Raw genomic sequence first — 26,492 nt, forward strand, 5'->3', positions numbered from 1 at the left:
GGCCCAGTAGGAGCGCCGTACGCCCGGGTGGCGCCGCCTCCGCCGGCGACGCCACCCGGCGCCCTCGCCTCGCCATCAGCCCTACCGGCTCGGCTCGCGCTCGGGACAGTCGGCGTGCCGCCAGGTAGCGGTCAGGTCCGAGCTCGTCACGACCAACGCTCCGGAGAGGCATACGATCTCGTGTCGGCACCCTTGCTCGTGCGGTAGCACTTCGTCCAGCATCACGTCTCGGAGCTGTGCCAGGTCCAGCCCCTGGCCGGCGGGCTCGATCGTCAGGCTCTGCACGCCGTGGTAGCGAATCGTCAGGTCTTCCTCGTGTTTCCAGCAGTTGTGCCGTAGGTACAGTTCGATCCAGCGGCTCCCGCCCGTCTCACCGGACGTCAGTCGCTCGGGCTTGAGGTCCTTGACGCATCGTTGGCCGAAGAAGTCGTAGTGGCCGGGTTCGGTGGCGAACCTACGCGCCCCCTCGGGCAACGAGTCGACAAACGACGGCAACTCCCGCAGGTACGCCTCGGCGTCCACCGCCATGCCGTCCCTGGTCCGCTCCACGCTGACGAACCTCACTCCCGCACCCCTTCCACCCCGCCGTGTCCGGCAAGTGGAGCAGATCCTCGCACCAGCGATACACCCCACTGCGTCCACCGAGGCGTCGGCGAAAGCCGAGGTCGCGGACGTCGGCCGGCGACGTATCCTCCCGCCATGCGGTGGGCCGGAGGCGAAAGGGCTTATCTCGACCAGCCGGACGTGGTCGCCTCGGGCCACATGGTGCTGGGCCGCTACGGCGGGCGGACTGTGGCCGGGGCCCGACAGAACGAGGACGCGGCGTTCCTGCGGCACGCTCCTGCCGGGCACTGGGAGATGGCCGCCGTGGCGGACGGACACGCCGGCGCGGACAGTTCAGCGCTGGCCGTACGACTGCTCGACGGCGACCCGCTGCTGCCGCAGATCCTCGGGCAGCCTGCCCCGAACCCGCTGGCGGCACTCCACGCCCACCTCGTGACGCGGTTCCAGACCGCCGACACCAGTTCGATCGCCGGCGAAACCGCAGTACTGGTGGCAGCCCGATGCAGCCTTCAGCCTGACGGCGAAGCTGCGGGTGCACAGCCACAGCAGAACAGCCACGTGACTACGAGGAGGAGAAAACAATGACCAAACGAACGGGCAGGGTGGTCTGCGACATCACGATCTCGGCCGACGGGTACTCCGCCGGGCTCAACCAGACCGAGGAACGCCCGTTCGGCGACGACGGCGGTGACGGCTCGGGCGACAAGCTGCACGCCTGGATGTTCGACACCCCCGACGAGAACCGGGACGAGATCGACCAGATGGCTGCCGCCACAGCATTCGTCATGGGCCGCAACATGTTCGGCCCAGTGCGTGGCGAGTGGGATCGGCAGTGGAACGGCTGGTGGGGCGACAATCCGCCGTTCCACGCCCCGGTCTTCGTGCTCACCCACCACCCGCGCGACCCGCAACCGATGGACGGTGGCACCACGTACCACTTCGTCACGGACGGGATCGAGTCGGCACTGGCACAGGCACGCGCGGCGGCCGGCGACGGCGATGTCGCGATCCAGGGCGGCGCGACCACCATCAACCAGTACCTCACCGCCGGCCTGATCGACGAGCTGCGGCTGCACGTCGTGCCGCTCACGCTCGGCGCCGGCACGCGACTGTTCGAGGGCGTCCCGCCGCTGAAACTCGAGCAGGTGAAGTCGCGAGCCGCGACCTCGGTCACGCACGTGACCTACCGCGTACTGCCCTGAGCGCTGTCGGCCGCCTCGACCTCACGCCCGTCGCCGCTGTCCGAGGACGGGCGGATATGAGGAGTACCCGCAGCTCAGCGACGCGGACAAAATCAAGGTCGCCGCAGAGTAGCGGCCACTCTCGATCAAGGAGCAGCGGGCGATGATTTCCTACGGCGTGAGCGTCGCCCGAGCGTGTGACGACTGCGAAGCCGAGATGGTGTGCGAGCTGGCGCAGCGCATCGTTCACGATCGGTTGCATTGGACCGCTGAGTGTCACTGTCCCCACTGCGGCTCAACTGTTGCGATATGCGGCTGGGACGACACCCCCGACGAGATCCGCGATGCGCTGGTCGCTCGCTACGGGTTGGCACGCCTCACCGTCGAAGACCTGACCGGTTGCCCGCCGACCGCCGAGAAAAATCTTGTAGCGCTCCCTACGCTCGAACGAGGACAGGGGCCAGATCGCAGGTCGCCCGACCTCTCTACAGAGGTGCAATATCTCGTCCTGGGGCATAGCCACTCCCACATGAGCGCCATACGGGTTCTGAGTAGAGTTGAAAAGGACTAGGTCGAGGGGCCTGATCGAGTCCGAGATGACGGGTTCCAGTTCGATGGCCGACCAAAGCTCACTGGAACGCAACGGCGGCACGCACAGATCGAACAACGCCAGGATCGAGTAGGCATACCGCTGGCAATTCGCACCCGCACTCACCGGGGAAACCGGGCGGGATTGTGGATGACGGGCACCGTCGTAGGGCGCATCCCAGACCCACGATGGCCACCCACCCGGCGGCGTGGGCCATCCCGGTGTCAGAGCTGCCAAGCGCTCATGCCGAAACCCCATGGCCCTGTCCCCCGTCGCTCATAACCTCCAACGTAGACATACTGGGTCCGCTGCCGTCGAGCCTCAACCACGGTCGACCCTGCCGTCCCGCCTGCGATCGGCCCGCTCACCCGGGGAGCGGGCCGTCGGCCCGCCACATCAAGCGGACCTGATGCCCGACGCCTGCTGGCGACTCGGCCGCCACACCACCCGCACCGCCGCCGCCCAACATCGGGATCGCCAACACATCGGCCGGGAAGAACTCGCCCACGGTGGCTGGCTGACCGGGGCCGCCGCATGAGCAGAGACCCCTCACCCGGGCTGGTACCCGCCCGCCGAGGTCGCCGTCCTGCTGGCTTCGGGCTGTCCACAACTTCCTCGGCCACTGACGTATTGCCGTGTTCCACTGCGGTACGAGCAGCAGAAAGGCCACCTCCCTCGATGGGAAGTGGCCTTTGACCTGCGTGGGCGATACTGGGATCGAACCAGTGACCTCTTCGGTGTGAACGAAGCGCTCTCCCGCTGAGCTAATCGCCCTTGGCGCGGATGACTGTACCCGATCGGGTCCGGACTCCGCGAATCCGGGGTCAGTTCGTGGCGAGGTAGTGCAACAACCGGGCGACGACGTCGATGCCGAGGCCGACCTTGAGCGAGAGCCAGACGATCGAGCAGACGAAGAGGAGACCGACCGAGCCGAGCACCAGCCGCACCGGCCACGAGCGGCTGGTGACCCACCTGGTCCAGCCCTGGACGTGCCGGCGGGTGAAGTTGAGCAGCCGCCTGGCCCAGTGGAACTCGACCGCCCAGATACCGAGGCCGGCGATCACCAACAGCCAGCCGGGGCCGGGCAGCGGGATGAGTACCGCGCCGATGGCGACCACCAGGGCCCCGGCCACGGCGACGAAGACCTTGAGCGCGATCCGGCCGGTGGGATTGGCCCGGACGAGCTCCAGCGTCGTCCGCAGCCGTCGCCAGCGGACCCGCCGTTCGGCGACCTGCACGCCTGTTGTGCCGTTGGCACCGTGTCCGCGCAGCCGGTCATGGCCGCGCCCCTTCTCCGGCACCCCGTACCCCCGCTTTCCGGTCTTTCCGGTCACCGGACCCGGCGACCGGCGACCGACCGCGGCCTCCATTGAGGATTGTTCCGCGACCATCTCACCCCCCAGTGTCGTCTCGGCCCGTCACTCCTACCGACGACTGGACGTTACCGGAGTAAGTCGACGACTGAGCCACCCGATGCCGGGCGGGATCAAGTTCTGGGCAGAACCGGATATCGTACAAGAATCTTCACATTCTGGCGGCGTTTCCGAACCCCTTCCCACCACTGGGTGAAGTCAGCGTATGGCGGAGCGTAGCCATGAGGAGCGCCTGAGTATGGAAAAGCGGAACACGCGCGTTCCGCAGCGGTGCCGGGGGGAGAACGTCCATGAGTGTCATCCGACCGACGACCGTAGAGGTCGAGACGTCGCTAAGGCTCGTCGCACCTGACGCCACCGCCTTGCCGGTGCGTGCCAGTCTGCGTTACGACCCTGCTGACCCGTATGCGGTCCATGTCCTGTTCCATGCCGAATCCGCCGGCGGCGAGGCGGTGAGCTGGTCGTTCGCCCGCGAACTGCTGGTCACCGGGCTCGACGAGCCGGCCGGCATCGGCGACGTCCGAGTGTGGCCCTGGGCCACCCCACGCGGCGACTTCGTCGCGCTGGCGCTGTCGTCACCCGACGGCAACGCTTTGTTCGAGGTGCCGCGGAGCGTGCTGGTGCGCTTCCTGCGCCGCACCTACGTCGTCGTCCCGCGCGGTCGCGAGGCCGAGCACCTGGACGTCGACACGGCGGTGAACCGGCTGCTGGCCGGTCGCTGACCGACGACGCACGGCGGGGCCGCGCGGATCTGCCGAGTCCGCGCGAGCCCGGCCACCCACCACCGGATACTCCAGCCACAAACCGGGTACGCCAGCCACGACCACGCGTCGCCCACGACCGGGACCCACCACCCGTTACCGCACGCCGTCGCCCACTGGCGTACGGTCCACCGCCCGCCGGAAGCGGCCGGTCGCGCTCAACCGTGCGTGGTGATTCCGCCGTCGACCGGGATGATCGCGCCGGTCAGGTACGCCCCGGCGCGGGACGCCAGGTAGATCGCGGTGCCGGCCATGTCCTCGGGGCGGCCGATGCGACCCAGGGGCACCTGCTGCTCGATGGTGGCCCGGGTGGCCGGGTCATCGAGCGCGAACGCCATCATCTTGCTCTCGAACGGGCCGGGCGCGATCGCGTTGACCGTCACGTGCTCTGCGGCGAGCTGGTGGGCGAGGCTGCGGGTGAGCATGTGCACGGCCGCCTTGGTGGCCGAGTAGGCGTACACCTCCATGAACGGTACGCGGATGCCGTCCACCGAACCGATGTTGATCACGCGGGCCGGGTCGTCGGCGCTGGCCGCCGCGCGCAGCACGGGCAGCAGTGCGGCGGTGAGCCGGAACACCGCCTTGACGTTGACCGCCCAGAGCTTGTCGAAGGCGCTGTCCGGGTACGCCTCCAGCGGCGCGCCCCAGGTGGCCCCGGCGTTGTTCACCAGCACGTCGAGCCGAGGGGTGTGTTCCCGGACAGCGGTGGCCAACGCCTCCGCCCCACCGTCGGCACCGAGGTCGGCGGGGATCGCCACGCACCGCCCGTACGCGGACAGTTCGGCGGCGACGTGCTCGCAGACGTCCGCCTTCCGGGAGGAGATGATCACCTCCGCCCCGGCCTGGACGAAGCCCCGGGCGATCATCAGCCCGATACCTCGCGAGCCTCCGGTGACCAGGACCGTCTTGCCTTCGACCGAGAACAGATCCGTCATGCTCATCCCATCGCGCGTCGGCGGGGCCGCCCGCGTCCGGCCGACCGGGCGCTACCGACCGGTAGCCTAGTCGTCCGGACCCGCTGGCGGGGCTGCAGCCGCACCCCGAATCCTGTCCGCCACACCCGCCGACATGCGGTTGGCGATCTAGCGGACTACCGTCGTTGGTGATGGTCTCTTCCGGTCAGCTCGCCCCGGCCACGGACGCCTGTCCCGCGCCGACCTCCACCGGGATCCGATCCCTCACGCTGGGTGATCTCGGCCCCGACCCGGCGTGGCGGCGGCCGGTGCTGATCGAGGCGGACCACCTGATCCTGGTCACCGGCGGTCACGGCACCCTCGAGGTGGACTTCCGCCCACTCCCCTGCCGACCGGGCACCATGCTGCGGCTCCGACCCGGTCAGGCGGTGCGGCGCACCGACGCGCTGGACGCGGTGGTGCTGCGCTGGGGTGCCGTCGCCCTGCACGGGCTGGACGTCGACCCGGACACGGTGCCGACCCACACCCAACTCGTCGGCGAGGACGAGGAAGCGGTGATCAACGAGGTCAGCCAGCTCGTGGTGGACTGCCGCCGGCAGCGGGGCCCGGCCGGCGAGAGCCTGCTCCGGCTCCAACTCGCCGTCCTGCTGCTGCGCCTGACACTGACCGGCGCCCCGGTGAACGGAACGGATTCCCGTACGTTCCGGCGGCTCTGCCGGGATGTCGAGCACCACTACCGGTACACCCGCCGGGTCGAGGACTACGCCGACCGGCTGGGCTGCTCGGTGCGTACCCTCACCCGGGCCTGCCTGGCGGTGACCGGACGCAGCGCCAAGCAGGTCATCGACGAGCGGGTGGCGTTGCAGGCACGCCGGATGCTCGCGGCGACCGACGAGCCGATCGCGCGGATCGGCCGGTATCTCGGTTTCCCGGAGCCGACCAACTTCGGCCGGTTCTTCAGCCGGGAGGTCGGGCTGAGCCCGGGTGCCTTCCGGGCGACCGGTGGGCGGGTCGCCGCCCCCGCCCGGATCACCCGCCCTCGGCCGCCGCATTGGACCGACCGGGCATGATGACACCGTGCAAATCTCGGCACGCGGCGACTACGCGGTACGGGCGACGCTGAGCCTCGCCTCCGCGTACCCTTCGCTGCTCTCCACTCAGACCATCGCCGCGGAGCAGGACATGCCGCGCAAGTTCCTCGAAGCCGTCCTGGCGGACCTGCGCCGGGCCGGCATCGTCCGGGCCCAGCGGGGGGCCGAGGGCGGGTACACCCTGGCCCGGCCACCCCGGGAGATCGCCATCGGGGCGATCCTGCGGGCGGTGGACGGGCCGCTGGCCGGTGTCCGGGGCGTACGCCCGGAGGAGACCGAGTACCTGGGCGCGGCGGAGAACCTGCCCCGCCTCTGGGTCGCCGTCCGGGCCGCCGTCCGGCAGGTCGTCGACGAGGTGACCCTGGCCGACCTGTCCAGCGGCCGGCTGCCGGCCCACGTCCGGCGGCTGACCACCCGGCCGGGCGCCTGGGAGCCGCGCTGAGCAGCACCGGGTGAACCGGTGTGCGACCGCCGGGAGCGCTCCCCTGTGGACCGAACCAGGTTTCGTGAAACGGCCATCCGGGCATGTTCGACACCAGACACGAACGGCTGGTCACGAAGGGAGGCCCCGGTATGGGCCTGATGTTCCGGAAGCGCAAGAAGTACGGTCCGCTGATCCTCAACTTCACCGAGAACGGCTTCTCCTCCTGGAGCGTGAAGATCGGCCGCTGGTCCTGGAACTCCCGGGCCCGGGCGCACCGGGTCGACCTGCCCGGCCCGCTCTCCTGGAAGCAGGACAAGTCCCGGTCGCGGGCGTAGCACTCTGACGTCGAGGGGTGCCGGTGGACTACCGGCACCCCTCGACGTATGCCGGGTGCGGAGTTCCCCGTTCCGGCCGGTGGTCGGCGGCGCAGGGTCGACAATCGCGCCATGACCCGGAAGCGGCGGCGGCCCTACCGGCGCGAACGCCGGCACGCGCTGTGGGCGTCGGCGCTGCTCCTGGTCGCGTACTTCGTCGTCCCGGTCGAACCGGGCGCCAACGGTGTCCGGCTGGCGCTGCGGACTCTGGGCACCGTCGTGCTGGTGCTGGTGGTCGTACGGCTGGTCACCGGGCAGGTGCGCCGGCAATTCGCTGACGACGGACAGTCCACCGCCCTCTGGCACCTCGCGGTGGGGCTGGTCGCCGGGGTGCTCACCTTCGCGCTCGCCGACTACGTCATCGCGATCAGCGACCCGACGCAGTTCGTCAGCCTGCGGACCCGGATCGACGCGCTCTACTTCTCGCTCGCCACCCTCACCACGATCGGCTACGGCGACGTGCACGCCCAGGGGCAGGTCGCCCGGGCGGTGGTCGGCGGGCAGATGGTCTTCAGCATCGGCGTCGTCGCCACCGGGGTGTCGATCCTGTTCAGGCGTCTGACCGAGCGGCCCGCGCCGACCCCGCCGCAGAAGACTCCCCCGTCGGCCGAGCCTCCGCCGCCGCCCGGGACTCCCCCATCGCCCGGGACTCCCCCATCGACCGGGACTCCGCCGTCGGGTGGATGAGCACGTCCCCGCCGAGCCGGCCGTCCGCCGGTTCCCGGGTCGCCGTGCCGGCGTCCAGCAGCACGGTCAGCGCCCGCACCGCGTCGGCGGCCCGGTACGGGGTGGTCGTCAGCACGTGCCGACGCAGCTCGGTCACGGTACGGGGGCCGGAGCGGGTCAGCTCGGCGACCAGCAGCGCGCCGAGCCGGTCGGCGTCCGGGGTGGCGGTGAGGTCGCGCGGCACCCCGTCGATGTCCCGGTACCGGAGTCCCGCCGTCGCACCGACCTGCCAGATGGCTTCCTTGACCGCCTCCAGGTTGCGGTCCGAGCTGGTGCCGAGGGCGAGCAGCCGGGCCGGGTCGTCGTCGGTCGGGCCCGTCTCGACCCCGGTGACCAGCGGAAAGCCGGCCCGGTGGAGTGCGGCCGGGCCGTCCGCGTCGGCGGGCACGGCGAGCAGCAGGTCGGCCGGACGGCCGGCTGCGGCAGCGGTGAGAAGGGGCGTCGCCGCCGGCCCGCCCAGCACGACGCCGGCCGGGTCGGCGAGGACGGTGAAGGTGGGTGCGCCGGCCGCGCCGGCGGCTTTCAGCGCCACCGGCAGTCGGTCCGGCGCACCGGGTACGGGGTACACGGCCACGTCGGCGGGGAGGCGGGAGGTCACCGCCCCGAGCCGGGCCGGCAGGTCCGGGTCGACGCCGAGCAGCACCACGGTGACGCGCTGGCCGCGTATCCGGTCGGCGGCGTCGGTCAGGGCGTCCAGGGCGGCCTCGACGGTCCCGCCCGCCGGGCCGGCGTACGCGAGGGCGAGCGTGACCCGCCGCGAGCGGCGCAGCGCCCCGGTGAGCCAGGTGTCGAGCTGGCGGGCGATGAGCCCGCCCAGGACGGCGTCGTACAGGTCACGCGGCATCCTGTGGTTCTACCAGGCGGCCGGCGTGGACCCGACGGGCCGGGGGGCGAACGGGCCGCTCCGAGTCGGGGTGGCCGGGCCCGATCCGGGCCGGGGGCGAACGGGCCGCGCCGGGTCAGGGGTGGCCGGGCCGCCCCGGATCAGGCCGGGACGGAGACGCCGACCCCGCCCCGGGTCTGCCCGCCGTAGCGCTGCCGCTCGCGGTCCAGGTCGAGCCGACCGATCCGGGTGCGCGCGGCACGGGCCGCGTCGTCGAGCCGGTCGGCGGGGACCAGCCAGACCACCTCGAACTCCAGCCCGTCCGGGTCGCGGGCGTAGAGGCTCTTGGTGGTGCCGTGGTCGGAGCTGCCGACCAGTGCGCCGGCCTCGGCGAGCCGCTCGGCGGTGGCGGCCAGTTCGTCGAGGGTGTCGACCTCCCAGGCCAGGTGGTAGAGCCCGACGGTGCGCCGGCCTGCCTCGGACGGGCCGGCGGCCGCACCGATCTCGAAGAGGCCGAGGTCGTGGTCGTTGGTCGAGCCGGGCGCCTGGAGGAAGGCGGCGCCGGTGAAGCCGTCCGGGGTCATCGGCACCCGGCGGAAGCCGAGCACGTCGCGGTAGAAGGCGACGCTGCGCTCGACCTCACGGACGAAGAGGACAGCGTGGTTGAGGCGGTGGATTCCCATGCCGACCACGGTAGCGCGATTTTGTTGAACGCTCAACTAGTTGCCGTATGATGGACCCATGACGCGGTGGTTGGACCCCGACGAGCAACGCACCTGGCGGGCCTTCCTGGCCGCCTCCCGGGCGCTGATGGAAACCCTCGACCGTGAGCTGCAACGCGACGCCGGCATGCCGCACGCGTACTACGAGATCCTGGTCCGGCTCTCCGAGGCACCCGGGCGGGAGCTGCGGATGACCGACCTGGCCCTGGCCACCGGCTCCTCGCGCAGCCGCCTGTCGCACGCGGTTGCCCGACTGGAGGCCGCCGGCTGGGTACGCCGCCGGGACTGTCCGACCGACCGCCGGGGGCAGTTCGCCGTGCTCACCGACGAGGGCTTCGCCGCGCTCGCCGCTGCCGCGCCCGGCCACGTCGAGGGGGTACGCCGTCACCTGTTCGACGCGCTCAGCCCGGCGCAGGTCGACCAGTTGCGCCGGCTCAGCGAGTCCCTCGTGGACCATCTGGGTGTCGATCGACCCTTATCCTGACCAAACTGCCGCCTGAGGGGTCTTGTACATACCGTCGCGGAATGCGCACGATGAGGCGTGGCCTCCCCCTTCGGTGAACTGACCGACCAGGCGCACCAGCTCGTGGCCGCCGGCGACCTGTCCGGCGCCCAGGAGCTGCTCGCCGACGCCCTCGCGGACGCGGATCCGCGTCCGGCGAACGCCTCACCCGAGCTGGCCGAGGCCGCCAGCCTCCAGGCCCGGGTACTGGTCACCCTCGGCGAGCCGCACTCCGCCCGGGGATGGGCGGCGTTCGCATACGCCGCGACGACCCGGCTGTACGGCTCGGCCGACCAGCGGACCGTGGCCGCCGCCGCCACCCTCGCTGCGGTGCTGCACCGGGTCGGCAGCTACGCCCGCGCCGCCCGGCTCTACCAGGAAGTGATCATCGAGCTGACCGCGCTCGACGGTCCCGAGTCGCTGCGGGTGCTCGCCGCCCACGCCGACCTGGCCACCGTCGAATACGCCCGGGGCGAGTGCACGGTCGCCCGGGAGCGCCTCCAGGACGCCTGGGAGCTGCACCGCGAGGTGTACGGCGACGGGCACGTCAGCGGGATCAAGATGCTCGCCCGGCTCGGCGCGATGCAGCGTGACTGCGGCCACTTCACCGACGCGCACGACAACCTGGCCCTGGCCCGGGAGCTGTGCCGGCAGCACCTCGCCCCGGACGACCCGCTCGCCGCCCAGGTGGCCGGCCTGGCCCGGGCCGCCGCCAACCCGGACCACGCCTGCGACCGCGTCGACGACGCCGAACCGCCCGTGGTGCCGGCGGCGCGGACCCCGACGGCGGACGAGGCGGGCGCCGGTGGGTACTGGCCGCCCGAGCCGGACGACCACCCTGACGCCGTCCGGTCGGGGTCGGCAGCGGGGTACGGGACAGCCGCCGGCCACGGCGCGGTGCCGCGGCCACGCGCACCCGAGGAGACCGGCGACTCCGGTGTCCCCGGTGATCCGTACCCGGCCGGCGCCGACCGGTACCAGCCGCCCACCGTTCCCCACCCGGACGAGCGCACGACCAGCAACGGGCACCGGCACGCCGCCGACGAAGCCTGGCCCGCCGACGAAGCCTGGTCCACCGACGAAGCCGGATACGCCGACCGGACCGGCTACCCCCACGAGCCCGGGTACGGCGCAGCCGCCCCGGGGTACGCCGACGAGACCACCGGAACCGCCGCCACCCGGCCGAACGTGAACCACCGGTACCCGTCCGACGGCAGCTCGTACCCGCCCGACCGGTGGTCCGCCGGCCAGTACGACGACCCGGACGCCGACGACTGGTGGCCGCCCGAGGGAGAGGTGGACCGTCCGGACGAGCCGGCCGGCGACCGTGGCCCGGCCGCTTCCACGCTGCCGCCCACAGTGGTCGGGTTCACCGGCGTGGCGGACCAGACGGGGCCTACCGGTGGGCACGGCCAGGCCGGCGGGCGGCACCCGGAGGAGTCCCCGGGCGTACGCCGGGTCGCCCACCTGCCGGTGCCGGTCGGCTCACGGCTGCCGGTGCACGTCCCCCGCCCGCCGGACGACCCGCCCCGGCGGCTCGCGCCGTTGATCGTCGCCGGGGTGGTCGTGGTGCTGCTCGGCACGGGAGCGGTGATCGCCGGGGTGGCCCGGGTCGACGATCCGGCCGGGCAGTCGCCGCCACCCGGTCCGGGCACCCCGCCGACCCCCGGCGCGTCGCCCAGCGGCACCGGAAAACCGGCATCCGCCGCACCCGGTGTCCCGCCCAGCGGGGTGAGCCTGCGCGACAACCGGGACACCGTCACGCTGAGCTGGACGTACCCGGCCGGGGCGAACGGGCCGGTGGTGGTCTCCGGCGGCCAGGTCGGCCGCGATCCCCACCCCTACCAGGAGTTGCCCCCGGCGCGACCAACTACATCGTCTACGGACTCGACCGGGGCATCGACTACTGCTTCACCGTCGCGGTCGTCCACTCGACGGAGACCGTCGGCCGGGCCAAACCGGTCTGCACGAAGCGAAACTGAACCGGCCTGCACGAAGCGAAACTGAACCGGCCCGCACGAAGCGAAACTGAGCCAGCTCTCCGGGCCGGTCAGCTCTCCGGGTCGGTTTCCTGGTCCGGCAGGGCCGGCAGGCGCACCGAGACACGCAGCCCCGGTCCGGCATCGGCCAGCCACACCGTGCCGTGGTGCAGCCGGACGAGTTCCCGGACGATGGCCAGGCCCAGACCGGCACCACCGGCGTCCCGGTCCCGGGCGTCGTCCAGCCGGGTGAACCGGTCGAAGACCCGTTCCCGGTCGGCGGGTGGGATGCCCGGTCCGTCGTCGGTCACGGTGACCAGGTGGGTGTCCGGGTCGGAAGTCACGTCGGGAGCCGGGTCGGGGCCGATCACCTCGACCACGACCGTGCTCCGGCAGTGGCGGACCGCGTTGTCGATGAGGTTCGTCAGCACGCGGTGCAGTTCGTCCGGGTCGCCGACCGTCCACCGAGGTCCGGACGCCGGCACGACCCGTACCGGTGGGGAGGGGAAGCGGGCGGCGACGGCCCGGGTCAGCGCTGTCAGCTCGACCGGCCCGGTGGCCCGCCGCCCACGCCCGGCCACCCGGCCCGGGGCTCCGGTGCCGCCGGTGTTCCCGGCCTCGTCCAGGCGGGCCAGCAGCAACAGGTCGTCGACGAGGCGGCTGAGCCGTTCGGTGTCCGCGAGCAGGTCCCCGGCCACCACCGGCCAGTCGGTCCGCTCCCCCAGCCGCCCGGCCACCTCCAGTTCGGTGCGCATGTTCGTCAGCGGGCTACGCAGTTCGTGGGCGGCGTCGGCGAGGAACGCCCGTTGCCGGGCCCGGGCCGCCTCCAATCGGGCCAGCATGTCGTTGAGGGTGACCGCCAGCCGGTGGATCTCGTCGTGGGACGCCGGCACGGGTAGGCGCCCACCGCCGGCCCGGCCGGTGATCTCCTCTGCCCCGCTGCGCAGCGCCTCCACCGGGCGCAGGGTGGCCCCGACCACCCGCCAGGTCACCCCACCGATGACCACCACCAGCAGGGGGATGCCCGCCAGCAGGACGAGCTGGACGACCTGGGCGCTCCGGGTCACGTCCGTCATGGACCTGCCGACCAGGACGGTCAGCGGCTCGGACGGCGTACCGGTCGGCACGCTGACCACCCGCACCCGGCCGGGGAGTCCCAGCCGCTCGCCCCGGACGAAGGTGCGCTGCCGCGTGTCGTGGTCGATCCGGTCCGCCGGCAGCATCGGCACCAGGCGGTCGGCGTCGATCGAGGCGGCGCGGACCCGTCCCCGCGCGTCGACCACCTGGACGCGGACCTGCCCGGCGGCGACCGGAAGCGGATCGGGCAGGGCGTCCTCGGCGGCGAGTAGCGCCACCGCGTCGGCGGTCCGGAACGCCTCGTCGTCCACGCTGCGTTGCAGGACGTGGCCGAGGGCGCCGAGCAGGGCCAGCCCGCCGACCGCCAGCCCGACGGCCAGCCCGAGGACGCTGACCAGGGTCAGCCGGCCGCGCAGCCCGAGGGCGGGCAACCCGCGCGCCCGGCCGGCCGGGCGGCTCACGGCGTCCCCACCGGCGGTGCGACCGTACGGCGGCCGGTCACGGCGTGAGCCGGTAGCCGGCGCCCCGGACGGTCTCCAGGTGGTGCCGGCCGATCTTGCGGCGGAGGTAGCCGACGTACACCTCCACCGCGTTCGGCGCGGTCTCCAGACTGGCGTCCCAGACGTGGTCGAGCAACTCGGTCTTGCTGACCACCTCGCCGGGGCGGCGCATCAGGTAGTCCAGCAGCGCGAACTCCCGGGCGGTCAGGGCGATCTCGGCGTCGCCCCGGGTCACCCGCCGGGCGGCCGGGTCGAGGCAGAGGTCGCCGACGGTCAGCACGGCGGGGCGTTGCGGCGCGCCCCGGCGCAGCAGGGCTCGCAGCCGGGCCAGCAGCACCACGTACGAGAAGGGTTTGGTGAGGTAGTCGTCGGCCCCGCAGTCCAGTCCGTCGGCCTGGTCGTACTCGCCGTCCTTGGCGGAGAGCATGAGCACCGGCAGCCAGTGCGCCTCCGCGCGCAACCGGCGCACCAGCTCGTAGCCGGAGAGCCCGGGGAGCATCACGTCGAGGATCATGGCGTCGTAACCGCCGTGCCGGGCGGCCTCCAGCCCCGCCGGACCGGTGGTCGCCACGTCCACCGCGAAGCCCTCCGCCTGGAGTCCCCGTTGCAGCGTCCCGGCCAACCGGGTCTCGTCCTCCACCACCAGCAGTCGCACGGGTCAAGGGTGCCACCGTGGCGCCGCCGGCGGTTTCGGCTTCCTCAGCCCCCTCACAGCATGGGTCGGGCAGGATGACGACATAGGAGGTGCACATGTCTGTTCTGACAAGCCGACCGGCGCTGCGCTGGATCGTGCCGACGGCCGCGACGGTCGTCGTGATCGGCGGTGGCGCGGCGCTCGGCCAGTTCGCCGCCGAGGCCGAGCCGAGTCTGCCGCCGAGGAGCGCCGCACAGCTTCTGGTCGACCTGCAGACGTCCCGGTTGGAGGGGCTCTCCGGCACGGTGGTGCAGCGCGCCGACCTCGGCCTGCCGCCGCTGGTTGCCACAATGGCGGAGCGCAGCGAGAACCTGACCGCCCTGGTCGCCGGCACGCACACCATGCGGGTCTGGTACTCCGGGCCGGACAAGGCGCGGATCGCGTTCAAGGACACCCTCGGCGAGCGGGACGTCATCCGTAACGGCACCGACCTGTGGGTCTGGAGCAGCAAGAACAACGAGGCGTACCACCGGACGCTGCCGGCCGACGCCGCGCAGCGCCCCGAGGAGGCCTCGGACCTGCCGATCACCCCGGCCGAGGCCGCCGACCGGGCGCTGGCCGCGATCGACCCGACCACCGAGGTCAGCGTCGGCCGGTCCGCGACGGTGGCCGGGCGCGACGCGTACGAGCTGGTGTTGAAGCCGCGGGACGCCGCCTCCCTGGTCGACCAGGTGCGGATCGCGCTGGACGCGAAGGAGCACGTGCCGCTGCGCTTCGAGCTCTTCGCCGACGCGGCGGACGCCCCGGCGATCGAGGTGGCCTTCACCCAGGTCGACTTCAACCGCCCGGACGCCGACCAGTTCACCTTCAACCCGCCGCCCGGCGTCAAGGTGAACGAGGAGAAGTCCACCGGTGCCCGGCCCGAGCGTCCCCAGAAGCCCGAGCGTCCGCAGAAGCCGGCCGGGAAGCAGGAGCGGGACGTCAAGATGGTCGGTGAGGGCTGGGCTGCCGTGCTGGTCGCCCGGACCGACAACCTCGCCCCCGCCGGACGGCCGACCGGGCAGGACGCCCCTGCCAGCCAGCCGGAGGGACGCGACGCCGCCGCCGGGTTGGACCTGCTCAACCAGTTGCCGAAGGTCAGCGGGGCCTGGGGCAGCGGCCGGCTCTTCTCCGGGACGGTCTTCAGCGTGCTGCTCACCGACGACGGCCGGGTGATCGCCGGCCTGGTCACTCCGGAGCGGCTCTACGAGGTCGCCCGCGGCTGACCCGTCCGCTCACCCCATGATTCGCGTCACCGGAACCCGTTCCGGTGACGCGAATTCTTTCCCGGAACTTGGTCGGCACCGCCGGGGCAGGCTATCTTTCTCAGTTCAGACACAAAAAGAACGACCATTAGAAATGGCCGTTCAGCGCTATTCTAGCGAATTGGGAGAGGGCTTGTCAACGCAGTCCGACGAGCAGCAGCACACCGACGAGATCGGCCGTGAGCAGGAGTACGTCTCGATGCTCTACCGCCGGCTGGACGGGCTGCGAGACCAGGCCGCCCGCCGACTGGCCGAGGAACTGCGCAGCGATGGCGGTACCGATCAGGCCCGGTCCCAGCGGGACACCGTCGTGCGGATGTACGCCGAGCAGGTGGAGCAGTTCTCCGCCGTGGAGCAGGGCCTCTGCTTCGGCCGGCTGGACTCCGACGACGGCTCCCGCCGGTACATCGGCCGGATCGGCATCTTCGACACCGGAGACGACTACGACCCGCTGCTGATGGACTGGCGGGCCCCGGCCGCCCGGCCGTTCTACCTCGCCACGGCGGCCAACCCCCAGGGCGTACGCCGTCGCCGGCACCTGCGGACCCGGGACCGCAAGGTGGTCGGGCTGCACGACGAGACCCTCGACCTGGCCAGCGCCTCCCCCACCGCGCACGAGGAACTGACCGGTGAGGCGTCCCTTCTGGCGGCGCTGAACGCCAGCCGGACCGGTCGGATGCGGGACATCGTCGAGACCATCCAGGCCGAACAGGACCGGGTGATCCGGGCCGACCTGGGCGGGGTGCTGGTCGTCCAGGGCGGGCCGGGCACCGGCAAGACCGCGGTCGCGCTGCACCGCGCCGCGTACCTGCTCTACACCCACCGCCGGGAGCTGTCCACCCGGGGCGTGCTGCTGGTCGGGCCGAACGTGACGTTCCTGCGCTACATCTCCCAGGTGCTGCCGACGCTGGCTGAGACCGGCGTGCTGCTCCGTACCCCGGGGGACCTCTTCCCCGGCGTGACCGCCCGCCGCGCCGAGTCGGCCGAGGTCGCAGCGCTCAAGGGCCGGCTGGTGATGACCGAGGTTCTTGCCAACGCAGTACAGGACCGGCAGTGGGTGCCGGACGAGCCGTTGCAGATCGAACTCGAACAGCGGGACAGGCTGACCCTCACCCCGGAGACCTGCCGGGCGGCCCGCGAGCGGGCCAGCCGCTCGGGCCGGCCGCACAACCTGGCCCGCGCGCTGTTCGACATCGAGATCATCCACGCCCTCGCCGACCAGGAGGCCGAGCGGATCGGCGCGGACCCGCTCGGTGGGGAGAACCTGCTCGACGAGGCCGACGTCGCCGAGATCCGCCGGGAACTGCGGGAGGAACCCGACGTACGGGCGGTGCTCGACCAGCTCTGGCCGGTGCTCACCCCGCAACGCCTGCTCGCCGACCTGTTCGCCGACCCGGACCGGATCGCCACCGCCGCGCCCATGCTCGACGCGGACGAACGGGCGCTGCTACACCGCGAACCGGGTGGCTGGGCGCCCTCCGACGCGCCGCTGCTCGACGAGGCCGCCGAACTGCTCGGCGAGGACGACCGGGCGGCGGCGGCCCGGCGGGAACGGATCCGCGCGCAGGCCCGCGAGTATGCCGAGGGCGTGCTGGAGATCTGGCGGGGCTCCCGCTCGATCGACGTGGAGGACGAGGCGGACGGCGGTGAGATCCTCGGGGTCACCGACCTGCTCGACGCCGACCGGCTGCTGGAACGGCAGGAGACCGGGGACACCCTGACCACCGCCGAGCGGGCCGCCGCCGACCGGAACTGGGCGTTCGGGCACGTCATCGTGGACGAGGCGCAGGAGCTGTCGCCGATGGGCTGGCGGCTGCTGATGCGCCGCTGCCCGAGCCGGTCGATGACCATCGTCGGGGATGTCGCGCAGACCGGCGCGCTCGCCGGCACCGCGTCCTGGCGGGTGGCGCTGGAGCCGTACGTGGCCGACCGGTGGCGGCTGGAGGAGCTGACCGTCAGCTACCGCACCCCGGCGGAGATCATGGCGGTCGCCGCCGACGTGCTCGCCCGGATCGACCCCGGGTTGCGTCCGCCCCGCTCGGTACGCAGCACCGGCGTCGAGCCGGTCGATCGTACGGTCGCCCCGGAGCGGCTCGCCGCCGAACTGGTCGACGAGGCGCTCCGGGAGGTGACCGGCCTCGGCGACGGCCGGCTCGGCGTGATCGTGCCGGCCGGTCGGGTCGACGAGCTGGGCGCGGCGGTGACCGGCGCGCTGCCGGAGGCGGCGGTGGGCGAGCACCCGGAGCTGGAGAGCCAGCTCGTGGTGCTGACCGTCGCGCAGGCCAAGGGCCTGGAGTTCGACTCCGTCCTGCTGGTCGACCCGGACGCGATCGTCGCCGAGTCGCCGCGTGGCGACAGCGACCTCTACGTCGCCCTCACCCGCGCCACCCAACGCCTGACCACCCTCCGTCCGCTGACCCCCTGACCTCCCGGGTGCCCCCGGCTGGCCACGGTCGGCCGCTCGGTTCCGCCGAAACGGCGGTGTCCGTCGCCCTCGGACACCGCCGTTTCGGCGACATGGAGTTGATCAAGGCAAGTGGCCGAGCCGGAGCCCGACGGTGTCCCGGCGATGCGCCTGATCATTCCGTATGTGTTCCGGATCTTGCCCGGTCTGTACCCGTCGATCGGTTTCTCGTGGTCATGTTTGTCAGCTAGTTTCGTCGATACGCGGATTGCGGGGGGTGCGGAGGCGCAACATGGCGGCCCGGCTCCGAACCACGGCACCGACGCCGGCATTGGTGTTAGAGATAACCGACGGGACGATGAGTAATCGTGAGGCGGGTGCTGGATGGCCGAGGGCTACGTCAGAGACTTCAACAGCGAAAAGGGCTACGGCTTCATCACGCCCGACGCCGGCGGCCCTGTCCTACTTGTGCGCTTCTTCGACATCCAGATGCTCGGCTACAAGACCTTGGAGGAGGGCGAGCGGGTGTCGTACGCGGTCGAGGTCGAGGCCGACGGGACTCCGCGCGCAGTCGAGGTCACCCCGCTCGGGAGGCGCATGCCAGGGCGAGGCACGTCCGGCCAGTCACCCCCATCAGCGAGGCCCATACTCCTGGTCATGGCGCTGTTGGCGGTGCCAACAGGGATGATGGTGTTCACCGCCATAGCGATGTTCGGGGGCTGGCAGCTTCCTGAATGGTGGGCCCCGGTCCTCGGGGTGGGGTTCGGCGCGAGCCTGCTCGTCGCGAGGCTCTACAACAAGTAAGTTCCGCAGCGGCCCCACTCGCCAGTCCACCGGCCATCGAGCCGCCCATCGCGCGAGCGGGCCGCCGTCCGATCCGCACGTCAAGACGGCCCTGACGGCTTGCACGGACGATGGTGGGTCAGGCGATGGTCTGCTCGGCCCACTCCCTGGTACCGGCCCTCACGGGCTCTCGGCCTGCGGCGCATCTGACCTTCGTCCCGAAGGAACCACTAGCCACACATGAACGGCACCCACAGCGGCTGCCACACGACAGCAGGCAAAAGGCCGCCTCCGACGTACGGAAACGGCCTTTTGCCTGCGTGGAGCCGAGGGGACAAGCCCTGGCCCCCTCTGATGCGAATCAGTCGTCGGTGAAGCCGCCGGTGTGGCTGGCCGGGGCCGACTGGTCACTGGTGGAGCCGGCGGCCGGCGTACTCAGGCCACCGGTGGTGGCGTCCCCGGTGGTGGTCGGCGCGACCGTGCCGGGATGCCGCTCGGGCTGCCGCGCCAACCGGCGTACGCTCGCCGGTCCGGCGGTGCCGCCGGTGGTGGTGACCGCCCCCTGGCCCCGGGTCGGGCCGCCGTCGCGCAGCACCTCCGGGTCGATCGGCACGTGCGCCGGATCGTCCGGGTCCTCCCGCTGGAGTTGCTGCTGCACGTCGGTCGGGGGCGAGTTCATCTCGTTCAGGGCGTCCTCGCCGTAGACCCCGGCGAGCAGTCGGTCCTCGGTCCGCCGGGCGGACTCGCGCATGCTGTCGGACACCTGGATCACCTCGCAGGAATGTCGGTGACCCGCTGCCTGCCCGGCCCCGCTCCAGCTAAACCCCGCCCGCGACGACCAGTTCGCCCCCGCCGGCCAGCACGGTCGTCCGCCCCGCACCACCGGCGTCGATGTTCGTACCCGGCGGTTCACCGGCCCGTCGTCTGCCGCTCGCCCGCGCGCCGACCGCGCTCGGCGATGCTGTCGGGCGGGTTGGCGGGACGCACCCGCCCCCGAGGGGAGCAAGCGTGCGGACAGTACGCCGTACCGCCACCGCGATCCTGGCGGTGGCGATCGTGACGACCGGGCTGAGCGTGCCCGCGCAGGCGCGACCGCGACCGGACCGGACGTTCGACGTGCAGGCCCACCGGGGCGGGCTGGGCCTGCGGGTGGAGAGCAGCCTCGCGTCGTTCGGCAACGCGCTCCAACTGGGGGTGACCACCCTGGAGCTGGACGTCCAGATCACCGAGGACGGACAGGCCGTGGTCACCCACGACCGCCGGGTGAGCGGGACGAAGTGCGTGGACACCGCGCCGGTCGTCCCCGGTGACCCGGAGTTCCCGTACGTCGGGAAGTACGTCAACACGCTCAACCTGGCGCAGGTGCGCACCCTGGACTGCGGCACGAGGACCCTGGCCGACCGGCCGGGCCAGCTCGCCGTGCCCGGTGCCCGGATGCCGTTGCTGCGCGAGGTGTTCGACCTGGTGAAGCGGTACCGGGCCGACGACGTGACGCTCAACGTCGAGACCAAGGTGGAGGCCGGCGCACCGCACGAGACCGCGCCCCGGGAGCAGTTCGTGCAGGTCACCGCCGCCGAGATCCGCGCCGCCGGGCTGCGCGACCAGGTGACCGTCCAGAGCTTCGACTGGGGCGCGCTGATGCGGATGCGTCAGGTCGACCCGAAGCTGCCGCTGGTCGCGTTGACCAACTACGACTTCCTCCAGGTCGGCCAGCCCGGCGCGTCGCCCTGGCTGGGTGGCATCGACATCGACGACTTCGGCGGCGACCCGGTCCGCGCGGTACGCAGCTTCGGCGCGGACGCGTTCTCCCCGGTGCACGGTTTCCCGCAGAACGGCACGGTCACCGACCCCGGCTACCGGCCGTACGTGACCAGGGAGATGGTGGCGCACGCGCACCGCAACGGGCTGAAGGTGATCCCGTGGACGGTGAACGACGTACCGACCATGGCGAAGCTCGTCGACGACGGCGTGGACGGCATCATCACCGACTACCCGGACCGGTTGCGCGGCCTGCTCGCCGAGCGCGGATACGAGCTGCCGCGCGGGTACGCCTCCCCGTTCGACATCCAGGCGCACCGGGGTGGCCGGGCGGACCGGCCGGAGAACACCCTGCCCGCGTTCGCGTACGCGCTGGAGAACCCGGCCATCTCCACCCTGGAGATGGACACCGGGGTCACCGCCGACGGGCACCTCGTGGTGCTGCACGACCGGCGGGTCAACGGTAGCCACTGCCAGGACACCGCCCCGGCCACCCCGGGTGACCCGGAGTTCCCCTACGTCGGGAAGCTGGTGCACGACCTGACCCTGGCCCAGCTCAGCACCGTGGACTGCGGGACGCTGACCCCGCCGGACGCGCCGCACCAGGTGCCCGTGCCCGGCGCCCGCATCCCGACCCTGGACGAGGTGCTCGACCTGGTCCGGACCAGCGGCCGGGACGACGTGCGGCTGAACATCGAGACGAAGATCAGCCCGCTGGTGGCGGACACCGCCGGGTACCGGGAGTTCACCCGGAAGCTGGTGCGGGCGGTCGAGCGGGCCGGGCTGGTGGGCCGGACCACCATCCAGTCCTTCGACTGGCGGACCATCACCCACGCCCGCGAGCTGAACCGGCGGATCGAGACGGTTGCCCTGATCTGGCAGTACGGCCCGGCCGAGTGCGCCAGCCTCGCCGACGAGTGCTCGCTGCGAGCGGTCTACGACGACCCGTCGGTGCAGAGCCCGTGGACCGCCGGACTGGACTGGTGGCGGTACCAGGACCTGGGCAAGCTGGTCCGCGCCTCCGGCGCGACCACGGTGTCGGCGAACTGGCAGGTGCACGACCCGGCGCAGGGCACCGTGGCGTCCGCCGACTGGTACCTGCGGGAGAACCCGGCCTACCACCACGGACCGGACGTGCCGGCCCTCCAGCGGCGGTACGGGCTGAAGGTGGTCCCGTACACGGTCAACGACCCGGCGGTGATGCAGCGGGTCATCGACCTCGGCGTGGACGGCGTCATCACCGACGACCCGCGACTGCTGGTCGAGGTGGCGATCCGCAACGGCCTGCGCTGAGCCGGCCGGCGGCCTCCGGCGCAGATGTCATCCGGGCCGGTGGGGTGCGTTACTGCCCCACCGGCACCGGGTAGCCAGGCGGTGCCCCGCCGAGTACCGCGCCGTGACCGGAACGCGGAGCGGGGGCGTGGGTGCAGGACTCATCGCATCCTGAGGAGGACCAGATGAGCACGCAGGCTGCAAGCACCAGGCCGGCCAACCGTCCGGCGCAGGAGATGCAGAACCGGGCCGGACAGGACATGCCGAACCGCGCGATGGCGGAGGCACCGACCCGTCCGATGCCGGCGATGCACGACGGCCGGCGCGAGGCCATGCAGGCACCCGGTACGGAGACCAAGAACGCTTTCCGCACCACCGAGTTCTGGGTCTACGTCGCTGCTGTGATCGGCGTTCTGGCCGCCTCGCAGCTGGTCGGCAAGAACTCGACCGGAGTGGACATCTTCCGGGCCAACAACGCCTGGTTCATGGTCACTCTGCTGACCATCGGTTACCTGGGTAGCCGTGGCCTGGCCAAGGCCGGGAGCGCCTTCCGTAGCGGCGCGGAGCGTACCGCCCGGCACTGACCGGTAGGCGCGGTCGCCGACCGGCGTCACACCGACGGTGGCCTCCGGGGGATTCCCCCGGAGGCCACCGTCGTCGTTCGGACCGGGGTCCGTCCTCGTCGGCCCCCGGTGCGGATCGTCACTCCTCGAAGTCGCCGCCGTCGTCGCCCTCGAAGGCCTCCTCGATCATCTCGCCGGCGATCATGCCACCGGCCACGCCGAGCGCCGCGCCGGCCACCACGCCGCCCATGCCCATACCCCGGCCGTGCCCGTGCCCGTGGCCGTAGCCCTGCGGGGCGTAGCCGTGCGGGCGCATGCTGCCGTAGCGGTTGACGGTGTCCTGGAGCCACCCGTCGACCACCTGGGTCCAGTCGACCCGGTCGGCGTCGGCGTGGGAGACCGTGTACCGGCCGAAGGTGTCCTGGCCGGGGGTGAGGAAGCCGCCGCGCTTGTCGCACTCCAGGATCACGTCGACGCCCTGCTGGCTGGTCACGAAGGTCAGCTCGACCTGCTTGACCGTCTGCGCGTACTGCGGCGCGGCGAAGTACTCGATCTCCTGGTAGAAGGGGAGCGTCTGCTGGACGCCGTAGATGTGCCCCCGCTCCAGGTCGGCGTTCTTGAAGCGGAACCCGAGGCGCTGGAACGCCTCGAGGATGCGCTCGTGCACCGGCAGCGGGTGGACCGATACCTGGTCGAGGTCGCTCTTGTCGACCGCGCGGGCGATCGCCAGCTCGGTGCGCAGGCCCATGGTCATGCCGTGCAGGCGCTGGCCGTAGACGTCGGTGATCGGGGTCTCCCACGGCACCGGAAGCTGGAACGGAATGGAGAGCTGCTGCTTCGGGGCGAGCTGGAGCGGACCGCTGACCCCCATCCGGTGGAACTCCATGATCCCCGCGTACTCGCCGTCACCGGTCTCGACCTCGACCCGGGTGACCAGCCCGATGCTGATCTGCTCGACGTTCGCCGGCGCGTCCCCGCCGACCAGGTTGACCTGGCCGTCGAGGGTGAGGCCGGGGCGGGTGTTCGGGTTGGCGAGGACGGTGTCCACGCTCGGCCCGCCGACCCCGAACGCGCTCAACATCTTCTTGAAGACCATGTCGCAAACTCCCGGGAACTCGGACCGGCTCTCCAGGATGGAGCCGGCCGTCACCTTCCGCACCTTAACGGCTTCCACTGGGAACTGCCTGTGAGGACGCCGCAGGCGCGCCGGTCACGCCGGGCAGGTCGCGAGCAGCCCGCGCAGCCAGGCCCGGGTCCAGACCGCGATGGTGTACGAGTCGGTGACGACTCCGTCCCGGATCAGCTCGCCCACCTTCTCGGCCGGATACGTGCGGGCGGTCCGGATACCCTCCACCGCGTCCAACCGGCCGATCTCCGCTATCTCTACGAGATAGAGGTGCACCTGATCGGTGGCGGTGCCGGCGTCCGGATGCAGCAACCCGAGGTCGACCACCCGGGTGGGCACCGCCCCGAGTTCCTCCCGCAGTTCTCGGGCGGCCTGCTCCAACGCCGGTACGCCAGCCTCCCCGAACCCGCGCGGGGCCTCGAGCTGCCAGCTTCGGACGGCGTGCCGGAAGTGCTCCACCAGGACGACCGAGCCGTCGAGCACCGGCAGCAGCACCACCCCGTCCGCATCGGTGCCCGGCATCGTCCGGATGTACGTCCCGAGCGAACCGTCGGAGAAGCGGACCGGGTCCCGGACCAGGGTCACGTACTCGTCCCGGTACGCCACCCCGACCCGGCTCCACTCCGTCGGCAGGCCCCGTGCCCGGAGCGCCTCGGCCTTGGCCCGCTCGGCCGCCGCCACCTCCGCCGGGTCGTGCAGGATGTGCACCGCGGCGTCGGGTGGATTGACGAAGTGCTCGGGCATGCGCTCGCGCAACTCCGCGTACTCCTGCCAGCTACTGGTCACCGTCTTCCCCCTGCGCTCGGTCGATGTTCGGCTCGTTGTCCCGTGCCGTGTCCTCGTCGGTGACGGGGAAGCCCAACTCCTGGAGCCGGCGCACGAGTTCGCGCCAATCCTCCCCGGCCCGTTGCAGACGCACCCGCATCACGTCCATGCCCGTGCTCAGTTCGCGTGCGGCGCGCCGTTCGTCCCGGCCGACGACGGCGAAGCGAAGCACGGCGGTCGCTGCCCGCGCGACCACCTCGGGTGCCACCTCGCCGGCCAGTTCGAGCCTGGGGTCACCGTCGAAGACGACCGAGACGACGGCACCGGCCACCTCGACGGTGACCCGGATCGCCGGATCCCAGACCCTCATCCGGTCCTGTCGGCGCTCACCCACCATCTCGGCCAGCCGACGGGCCAGCGCCACGTACCGGTCGTACAGCCGTTGGGAGCGGTCGACGAAGTCGAGCGGCTCGTCGAGCAGCGCTTGCAGGGCGGTCACGTAGTCGCGCCACTCGTCGGTCTGCCGGGCCTGCCGTACGTGGTGCAGTTCCAGGCCGGTCAGGTCGAGCCGCAGCGGGGCCTGGGCCAGGTCGAAGACCTGCGGCCGGAGCGTCCGTACCAGCTCCAGCAGGTCGTCGAGCCCGCGCTCCGACGGTTGCGGCCGGCGGTACTCCTGCATCGCGGTCCGGCGTAGCGAGTCCGCCGGGGTCAACGCGTACCCGTCGACGGCATCCGGGAGAGTCGTGTTGTAGCGCAGGTCGACGAGCTGCTTCAGCTCGGCGACCAGCGGGTCGGAGCGGAACATCCCCTCCGCCGGGTTGGTCCCCGGCTCGACCAGGAACTGCTGGTAGAAGGCGTTCCGGGTGACCTGTTCGGTGTCGGCGGCCCACTGGTTGATCTCCAGCAGACGCCGTCTGAGCGCCGGTCGCCCCTCGTCGGACAGGTCGAGGTCACGCAGGAGCTGGGACACGTCGAAGGCGACCAGGGTGAGCAGGAACCGGTGGAACTCGGCGTACATGCAGCGTTGGGTGAGGCTCTCGTTCTCCTCGTCCTCCCAGGACAGGCGGAGGCAGCGGACGGAGTCCACCTCGTCGAGGATCCGCAGCCACGCCGGCCAGCCGGCCGCGTCGACACCGAACTGCGGTTCCTCGGCGGGATGGCGCTCCCGTAGCAGGAAGGGGACGATCACCCCCTCGTCCAGCAGGGCCCGGAACGCCTCGCGCTGCGGGCCGGTGGAGACGAAGTCCCGATGGACGACGGGGTTGTTGAAGAAGTACGCCCGGTTGATCACCACCTGCTCGGCGTTGAGGATCGAGCGCAGGTACTCGGCCCGGGCGTCGCGCTGGCGTTGCCGCTCCACGTCCCGGTACGACTGCCGCCGGGTGATGATCTGGGTGAGCAGGTCCTCGGTGACCCACTGGTTGTCCAGGCACTGGGCGACGACCGCGACCCGGGCGAGGTCCCGATTCTTGATCTGCACCAGGCGGCCATCGGTGTTGAAGAGATCCGACATCCCACTCCTCCGCGGTAAGTAGGAGACTCCACTATGGATCCCTATCCCACCGGTGACAACGCGATGGCCTTCGGCCGAAGTGGGTGTGCGGTCGTCAGGACGGGCGGCGCAGCACGAAGGTGTCCACGGGCTCGCCGCCGTACCAGTCGGTACGCGGGCCCACGTAGGACATGCCGAGCCGCCGGGCCACCGCCTTCGACGCCTCGTTCGCCGGGTTCACCACCGCGTGGACCAGCTCGGTGTCCGTGTGTGTCCACTCCCGCTCGACGAGCGCCCGCGCGGCCTCGGTGGCGTACCCGTGACCCCAGGAGTCCGGGTGCAGGTGCCAGCCCACCTCGATGTCGTCGGTCAGCGTCCGGTCGTCCAGGCCGGGGAGCTGCTTGATCATCGTCGTCCCCACCACCTGCCCGGTCGCGCGCAGCTCGGCCGCCCAGATGCCGTACCAGCCGTCCCGCGAGCCCCGGGCCTGCCAGCGCTCCAGCATGCCGAGCATCTGCTCGGGTTCGGTGGGTGGTTGGGGGTTGGTCCCCAGGAACCGCATCACCTCGGTCCGGGAGTACATGTCGAAGAGCCGGGCGAGGTCGGCCGGCTCGGCCGTCCAGGGTCGTACCACCAGGCGTTCCGTCTCCACCACCACCACCGTCATGCCGCCGGAGCGTACCGCCTCCCCGCCCCCCGCGCCGCCGCCACCGCCGGCCCCGTGTCCCCACCGCGCCTCGCCGCGTCCTCGCTGGTTGGCCAAGAGAGTTCGCGTCAGGATCCGGCCTCCC

The 26,492-nt window shown here is 71.9% G+C and carries 25 protein-coding genes, 1 tRNA gene and 2 pseudogenes; 15 read left to right on the forward strand and 13 right to left on the reverse strand.

Annotated features, from left to right (window positions below):
- Positions 1 to 81: 81 nt before the first annotated feature.
- On the reverse strand, positions 82 to 564 hold the full coding sequence (locus GA0074692_RS16390; protein WP_091645595.1) for a hypothetical protein: 483 nt from the start codon (positions 562 to 564) through the stop codon (positions 82 to 84).
- 135 nt (positions 565 to 699) lie between these two features.
- Here GA0074692_RS16390 and GA0074692_RS16395 point away from each other — a divergent pair, with 135 nt between their 5' ends.
- The 3 genes from GA0074692_RS16395 (at position 700) to GA0074692_RS34785 (ending at position 2,316) form a co-directional block, all read left to right on the forward strand.
- Positions 700 to 1,149, forward strand: coding sequence for a hypothetical protein (locus tag GA0074692_RS16395; RefSeq protein ID WP_091645597.1), 450 nt, complete (start codon positions 700 to 702; stop codon positions 1,147 to 1,149).
- Entirely contained in the window at positions 1,146 to 1,766 is a 621-nt protein-coding gene (locus GA0074692_RS16400; RefSeq protein WP_091645600.1) for a dihydrofolate reductase family protein, read from the forward strand. The genes GA0074692_RS16395 and GA0074692_RS16400 overlap by 4 nt, the downstream gene beginning before the upstream one ends.
- A gap of 142 nt (positions 1,767 to 1,908) precedes the next feature.
- Positions 1,909 to 2,316, forward strand: a complete 408-nt coding sequence (locus GA0074692_RS34785; RefSeq protein WP_176738477.1) for a hypothetical protein — start codon at positions 1,909 to 1,911, stop codon at positions 2,314 to 2,316.
- Between the two features lie 720 nt (positions 2,317 to 3,036).
- Here the strand turns inward: GA0074692_RS34785 and GA0074692_RS16410 are convergent.
- Both GA0074692_RS16410 and GA0074692_RS16415 read right to left on the reverse strand, forming a co-directional pair.
- A tRNA-Val gene (locus tag GA0074692_RS16410) sits at positions 3,037 to 3,108 on the reverse strand.
- A 50-nt stretch (positions 3,109 to 3,158) separates the two neighbouring features.
- Positions 3,159 to 3,704 (reverse strand): TIGR02611 family protein, encoded by a 546-nt coding sequence (locus GA0074692_RS16415; RefSeq protein ID WP_091645603.1) that lies wholly within the window; start codon positions 3,702 to 3,704, stop codon positions 3,159 to 3,161.
- A gap of 293 nt (positions 3,705 to 3,997) precedes the next feature.
- On the opposite strand from GA0074692_RS16415, the gene GA0074692_RS16420 reads away from it, so the two are divergent.
- Entirely contained in the window at positions 3,998 to 4,429 is a 432-nt protein-coding gene (locus GA0074692_RS16420) for an SsgA family sporulation/cell division regulator (RefSeq protein WP_007457244.1), read from the forward strand.
- Positions 4,430 to 4,626: 197 nt separating this feature from the next.
- Here GA0074692_RS16420 and GA0074692_RS16425 read toward each other — a convergent pair whose 3' ends face one another.
- Entirely contained in the window at positions 4,627 to 5,403 is a 777-nt protein-coding gene (locus GA0074692_RS16425; RefSeq protein WP_091653576.1) for an SDR family oxidoreductase, read from the reverse strand.
- Positions 5,404 to 5,573: 170 nt separating this feature from the next.
- Here GA0074692_RS16425 and GA0074692_RS16430 point away from each other — a divergent pair, with 170 nt between their 5' ends.
- The 4 genes and pseudogenes from GA0074692_RS16430 to GA0074692_RS16445 form a co-directional block, all read left to right on the forward strand.
- Positions 5,574 to 6,452 carry a helix-turn-helix domain-containing protein gene (locus GA0074692_RS16430; protein ID WP_176738478.1) on the forward strand — a complete coding sequence of 293 codons (879 nt, stop codon included), beginning with the start codon at positions 5,574 to 5,576 and terminating at the stop codon, positions 6,450 to 6,452.
- 7 nt (positions 6,453 to 6,459) lie between these two features.
- The gene (locus tag GA0074692_RS16435) at positions 6,460 to 6,915 is read left to right on the forward strand and encodes an RrF2 family transcriptional regulator (RefSeq protein WP_091645608.1); all 456 of its coding nucleotides are present in this window, start codon (positions 6,460 to 6,462) and stop codon (positions 6,913 to 6,915) included.
- A gap of 131 nt (positions 6,916 to 7,046) precedes the next feature.
- The gene (locus GA0074692_RS16440; protein WP_091653578.1) at positions 7,047 to 7,232 is read left to right on the forward strand and encodes a DUF4236 domain-containing protein; all 186 of its coding nucleotides are present in this window, start codon (positions 7,047 to 7,049) and stop codon (positions 7,230 to 7,232) included.
- 111 nt (positions 7,233 to 7,343) lie between these two features.
- A pseudogene (locus GA0074692_RS16445) lies at positions 7,344 to 7,775 on the forward strand (ion channel); the annotation flags it as partial.
- Between the two features lie 46 nt (positions 7,776 to 7,821).
- On the opposite strand, the gene GA0074692_RS16450 reads toward GA0074692_RS16445, so the two are convergent.
- Complete coding sequence (locus tag GA0074692_RS16450; protein ID WP_245730334.1) at positions 7,822 to 8,841, reverse strand: hypothetical protein; 1,020 nt, start codon at positions 8,839 to 8,841, stop codon at positions 7,822 to 7,824.
- A 140-nt stretch (positions 8,842 to 8,981) separates the two neighbouring features.
- Entirely contained in the window at positions 8,982 to 9,503 is a 522-nt protein-coding gene (locus GA0074692_RS16455; protein WP_091653580.1) for a VOC family protein, read from the reverse strand.
- Positions 9,504 to 9,561: 58 nt separating this feature from the next.
- Here GA0074692_RS16455 and GA0074692_RS16460 point away from each other — a divergent pair, with 58 nt between their 5' ends.
- Both GA0074692_RS16460 and GA0074692_RS36970 read left to right on the forward strand, forming a co-directional pair.
- A complete protein-coding gene (locus GA0074692_RS16460) occupies positions 9,562 to 10,026 on the forward strand; it encodes a MarR family winged helix-turn-helix transcriptional regulator (protein WP_091645613.1) in 465 nt (154 codons plus the stop codon).
- 57 nt (positions 10,027 to 10,083) lie between these two features.
- Positions 10,084 to 11,001: pseudogene (locus tag GA0074692_RS36970) on the forward strand (tetratricopeptide repeat protein); the annotation flags it as partial.
- 1,093 nt (positions 11,002 to 12,094) lie between these two features.
- Here GA0074692_RS36970 and GA0074692_RS16470 read toward each other — a convergent pair.
- Both GA0074692_RS16470 and GA0074692_RS16475 read right to left on the reverse strand, forming a co-directional pair.
- Positions 12,095 to 13,531, reverse strand: a complete 1,437-nt coding sequence (locus GA0074692_RS16470) for a sensor histidine kinase (RefSeq protein ID WP_245730686.1) — start codon at positions 13,529 to 13,531, stop codon at positions 12,095 to 12,097.
- Positions 13,532 to 13,598: 67 nt separating this feature from the next.
- Positions 13,599 to 14,255 carry a response regulator transcription factor gene (locus tag GA0074692_RS16475; protein ID WP_091645618.1) on the reverse strand — a complete coding sequence of 219 codons (657 nt, stop codon included), beginning with the start codon at positions 14,253 to 14,255 and terminating at the stop codon, positions 13,599 to 13,601.
- Between the two features lie 95 nt (positions 14,256 to 14,350).
- Here GA0074692_RS16475 and GA0074692_RS16480 point away from each other — a divergent pair, with 95 nt between their 5' ends.
- The 3 genes from GA0074692_RS16480 to GA0074692_RS36975 all read left to right on the forward strand — a co-directional run bounded on the left by GA0074692_RS16480 (position 14,351) and on the right by GA0074692_RS36975 (position 18,746).
- Entirely contained in the window at positions 14,351 to 15,499 is a 1,149-nt protein-coding gene (locus tag GA0074692_RS16480) for a LolA family protein (RefSeq protein WP_091645621.1), read from the forward strand.
- Positions 15,500 to 15,737: 238 nt separating this feature from the next.
- Entirely contained in the window at positions 15,738 to 17,963 is a 2,226-nt protein-coding gene (locus tag GA0074692_RS16485; protein WP_245730687.1) for a HelD family protein, read from the forward strand.
- 363 nt (positions 17,964 to 18,326) lie between these two features.
- A complete protein-coding gene (locus GA0074692_RS36975; RefSeq protein ID WP_091645625.1) occupies positions 18,327 to 18,746 on the forward strand; it encodes a cold-shock protein in 420 nt (139 codons plus the stop codon).
- 340 nt (positions 18,747 to 19,086) lie between these two features.
- Here the strand turns inward: GA0074692_RS36975 and GA0074692_RS16495 are convergent, their stop codons facing one another.
- Positions 19,087 to 19,494 (reverse strand): hypothetical protein, encoded by a 408-nt coding sequence (locus GA0074692_RS16495; RefSeq protein WP_091653582.1) that lies wholly within the window; start codon positions 19,492 to 19,494, stop codon positions 19,087 to 19,089.
- A gap of 239 nt (positions 19,495 to 19,733) precedes the next feature.
- On the opposite strand from GA0074692_RS16495, the gene GA0074692_RS16500 reads away from it, so the two are divergent.
- Positions 19,734 to 21,776 (forward strand): glycerophosphodiester phosphodiesterase family protein, encoded by a 2,043-nt coding sequence (locus GA0074692_RS16500; protein ID WP_245730335.1) that lies wholly within the window; start codon positions 19,734 to 19,736, stop codon positions 21,774 to 21,776.
- 164 nt (positions 21,777 to 21,940) lie between these two features.
- On the forward strand, positions 21,941 to 22,339 hold the full coding sequence (locus GA0074692_RS16505) for a hypothetical protein (RefSeq protein ID WP_091645629.1): 399 nt from the start codon (positions 21,941 to 21,943) through the stop codon (positions 22,337 to 22,339).
- A gap of 118 nt (positions 22,340 to 22,457) precedes the next feature.
- On the opposite strand, the gene GA0074692_RS16510 is transcribed toward GA0074692_RS16505, so the two are convergent.
- The 4 genes from GA0074692_RS16510 to GA0074692_RS16525 all read right to left on the reverse strand — a co-directional run bounded on the left by GA0074692_RS16510 (position 22,458) and on the right by GA0074692_RS16525 (position 26,368).
- A complete protein-coding gene (locus GA0074692_RS16510) occupies positions 22,458 to 23,414 on the reverse strand; it encodes a sporulation protein (RefSeq protein WP_091653584.1) in 957 nt (318 codons plus the stop codon).
- 114 nt (positions 23,415 to 23,528) lie between these two features.
- A complete protein-coding gene (locus tag GA0074692_RS16515; RefSeq protein ID WP_091645632.1) occupies positions 23,529 to 24,230 on the reverse strand; it encodes an NUDIX hydrolase in 702 nt (233 codons plus the stop codon).
- Positions 24,220 to 25,722, reverse strand: a complete 1,503-nt coding sequence (locus tag GA0074692_RS16520) for a hypothetical protein (protein ID WP_091645635.1) — start codon at positions 25,720 to 25,722, stop codon at positions 24,220 to 24,222. The genes GA0074692_RS16515 and GA0074692_RS16520 overlap by 11 nt, the downstream gene beginning before the upstream one ends.
- Positions 25,723 to 25,816: 94 nt before the next feature.
- Positions 25,817 to 26,368, reverse strand: coding sequence for a GNAT family N-acetyltransferase (locus tag GA0074692_RS16525; protein WP_342672843.1), 552 nt, complete (start codon positions 26,366 to 26,368; stop codon positions 25,817 to 25,819).
- Positions 26,369 to 26,492 lie beyond the last annotated feature (124 nt).

The sequence above is a fragment of the Micromonospora pallida genome, from assembly GCF_900090325.1.
In the GTDB taxonomy this organism is placed as follows: domain Bacteria; phylum Actinomycetota; class Actinomycetes; order Mycobacteriales; family Micromonosporaceae; genus Micromonospora; species Micromonospora pallida.

Excerpts from the sequence above, each read along its gene's own strand:
- GA0074692_RS16510 (WP_091653584.1), bottom strand. The coding sequence starts at position 23,414 with ATGGTCTTCAAGAAGATGTTGAGCGCGTTCGGGGTCGGCGGGCCGAGC.
- GA0074692_RS16450 (WP_245730334.1), bottom strand. The coding sequence starts at position 8,841 with ATGCCGCGTGACCTGTACGACGCCGTCCTGGGCGGGCTCATCGCCCGC.
- GA0074692_RS16455 (WP_091653580.1), bottom strand. The coding sequence starts at position 9,503 with ATGGGAATCCACCGCCTCAACCACGCTGTCCTCTTCGTCCGTGAGGTC.
- GA0074692_RS16395 (WP_091645597.1), top strand. The coding sequence starts at position 700 with ATGCGGTGGGCCGGAGGCGAAAGGGCTTATCTCGACCAGCCGGACGTG.
- GA0074692_RS16425 (WP_091653576.1), bottom strand. The coding sequence starts at position 5,403 with ATGACGGATCTGTTCTCGGTCGAAGGCAAGACGGTCCTGGTCACCGGA.
- GA0074692_RS16430 (WP_176738478.1), top strand. The coding sequence starts at position 5,574 with ATGGTCTCTTCCGGTCAGCTCGCCCCGGCCACGGACGCCTGTCCCGCG.
- GA0074692_RS16505 (WP_091645629.1), top strand. The coding sequence starts at position 21,941 with ATGAGCACGCAGGCTGCAAGCACCAGGCCGGCCAACCGTCCGGCGCAG.
- GA0074692_RS16480 (WP_091645621.1), top strand. The coding sequence starts at position 14,351 with ATGTCTGTTCTGACAAGCCGACCGGCGCTGCGCTGGATCGTGCCGACG.
- GA0074692_RS16400 (WP_091645600.1), top strand. The coding sequence starts at position 1,146 with ATGACCAAACGAACGGGCAGGGTGGTCTGCGACATCACGATCTCGGCC.
- GA0074692_RS36975 (WP_091645625.1), top strand. The coding sequence starts at position 18,327 with ATGGCCGAGGGCTACGTCAGAGACTTCAACAGCGAAAAGGGCTACGGC.
- GA0074692_RS16520 (WP_091645635.1), bottom strand. The coding sequence starts at position 25,722 with ATGTCGGATCTCTTCAACACCGATGGCCGCCTGGTGCAGATCAAGAAT.
- GA0074692_RS34785 (WP_176738477.1), top strand. The coding sequence starts at position 1,909 with ATGATTTCCTACGGCGTGAGCGTCGCCCGAGCGTGTGACGACTGCGAA.
- GA0074692_RS16460 (WP_091645613.1), top strand. The coding sequence starts at position 9,562 with ATGACGCGGTGGTTGGACCCCGACGAGCAACGCACCTGGCGGGCCTTC.
- GA0074692_RS16525 (WP_342672843.1), bottom strand. The coding sequence starts at position 26,368 with ATGACGGTGGTGGTGGTGGAGACGGAACGCCTGGTGGTACGACCCTGG.
- GA0074692_RS16485 (WP_245730687.1), top strand. The coding sequence starts at position 15,738 with ATGCTCTACCGCCGGCTGGACGGGCTGCGAGACCAGGCCGCCCGCCGA.
- GA0074692_RS16440 (WP_091653578.1), top strand. The coding sequence starts at position 7,047 with ATGGGCCTGATGTTCCGGAAGCGCAAGAAGTACGGTCCGCTGATCCTC.
- GA0074692_RS16415 (WP_091645603.1), bottom strand. The coding sequence starts at position 3,704 with ATGGAGGCCGCGGTCGGTCGCCGGTCGCCGGGTCCGGTGACCGGAAAG.
- GA0074692_RS16420 (WP_007457244.1), top strand. The coding sequence starts at position 3,998 with ATGAGTGTCATCCGACCGACGACCGTAGAGGTCGAGACGTCGCTAAGG.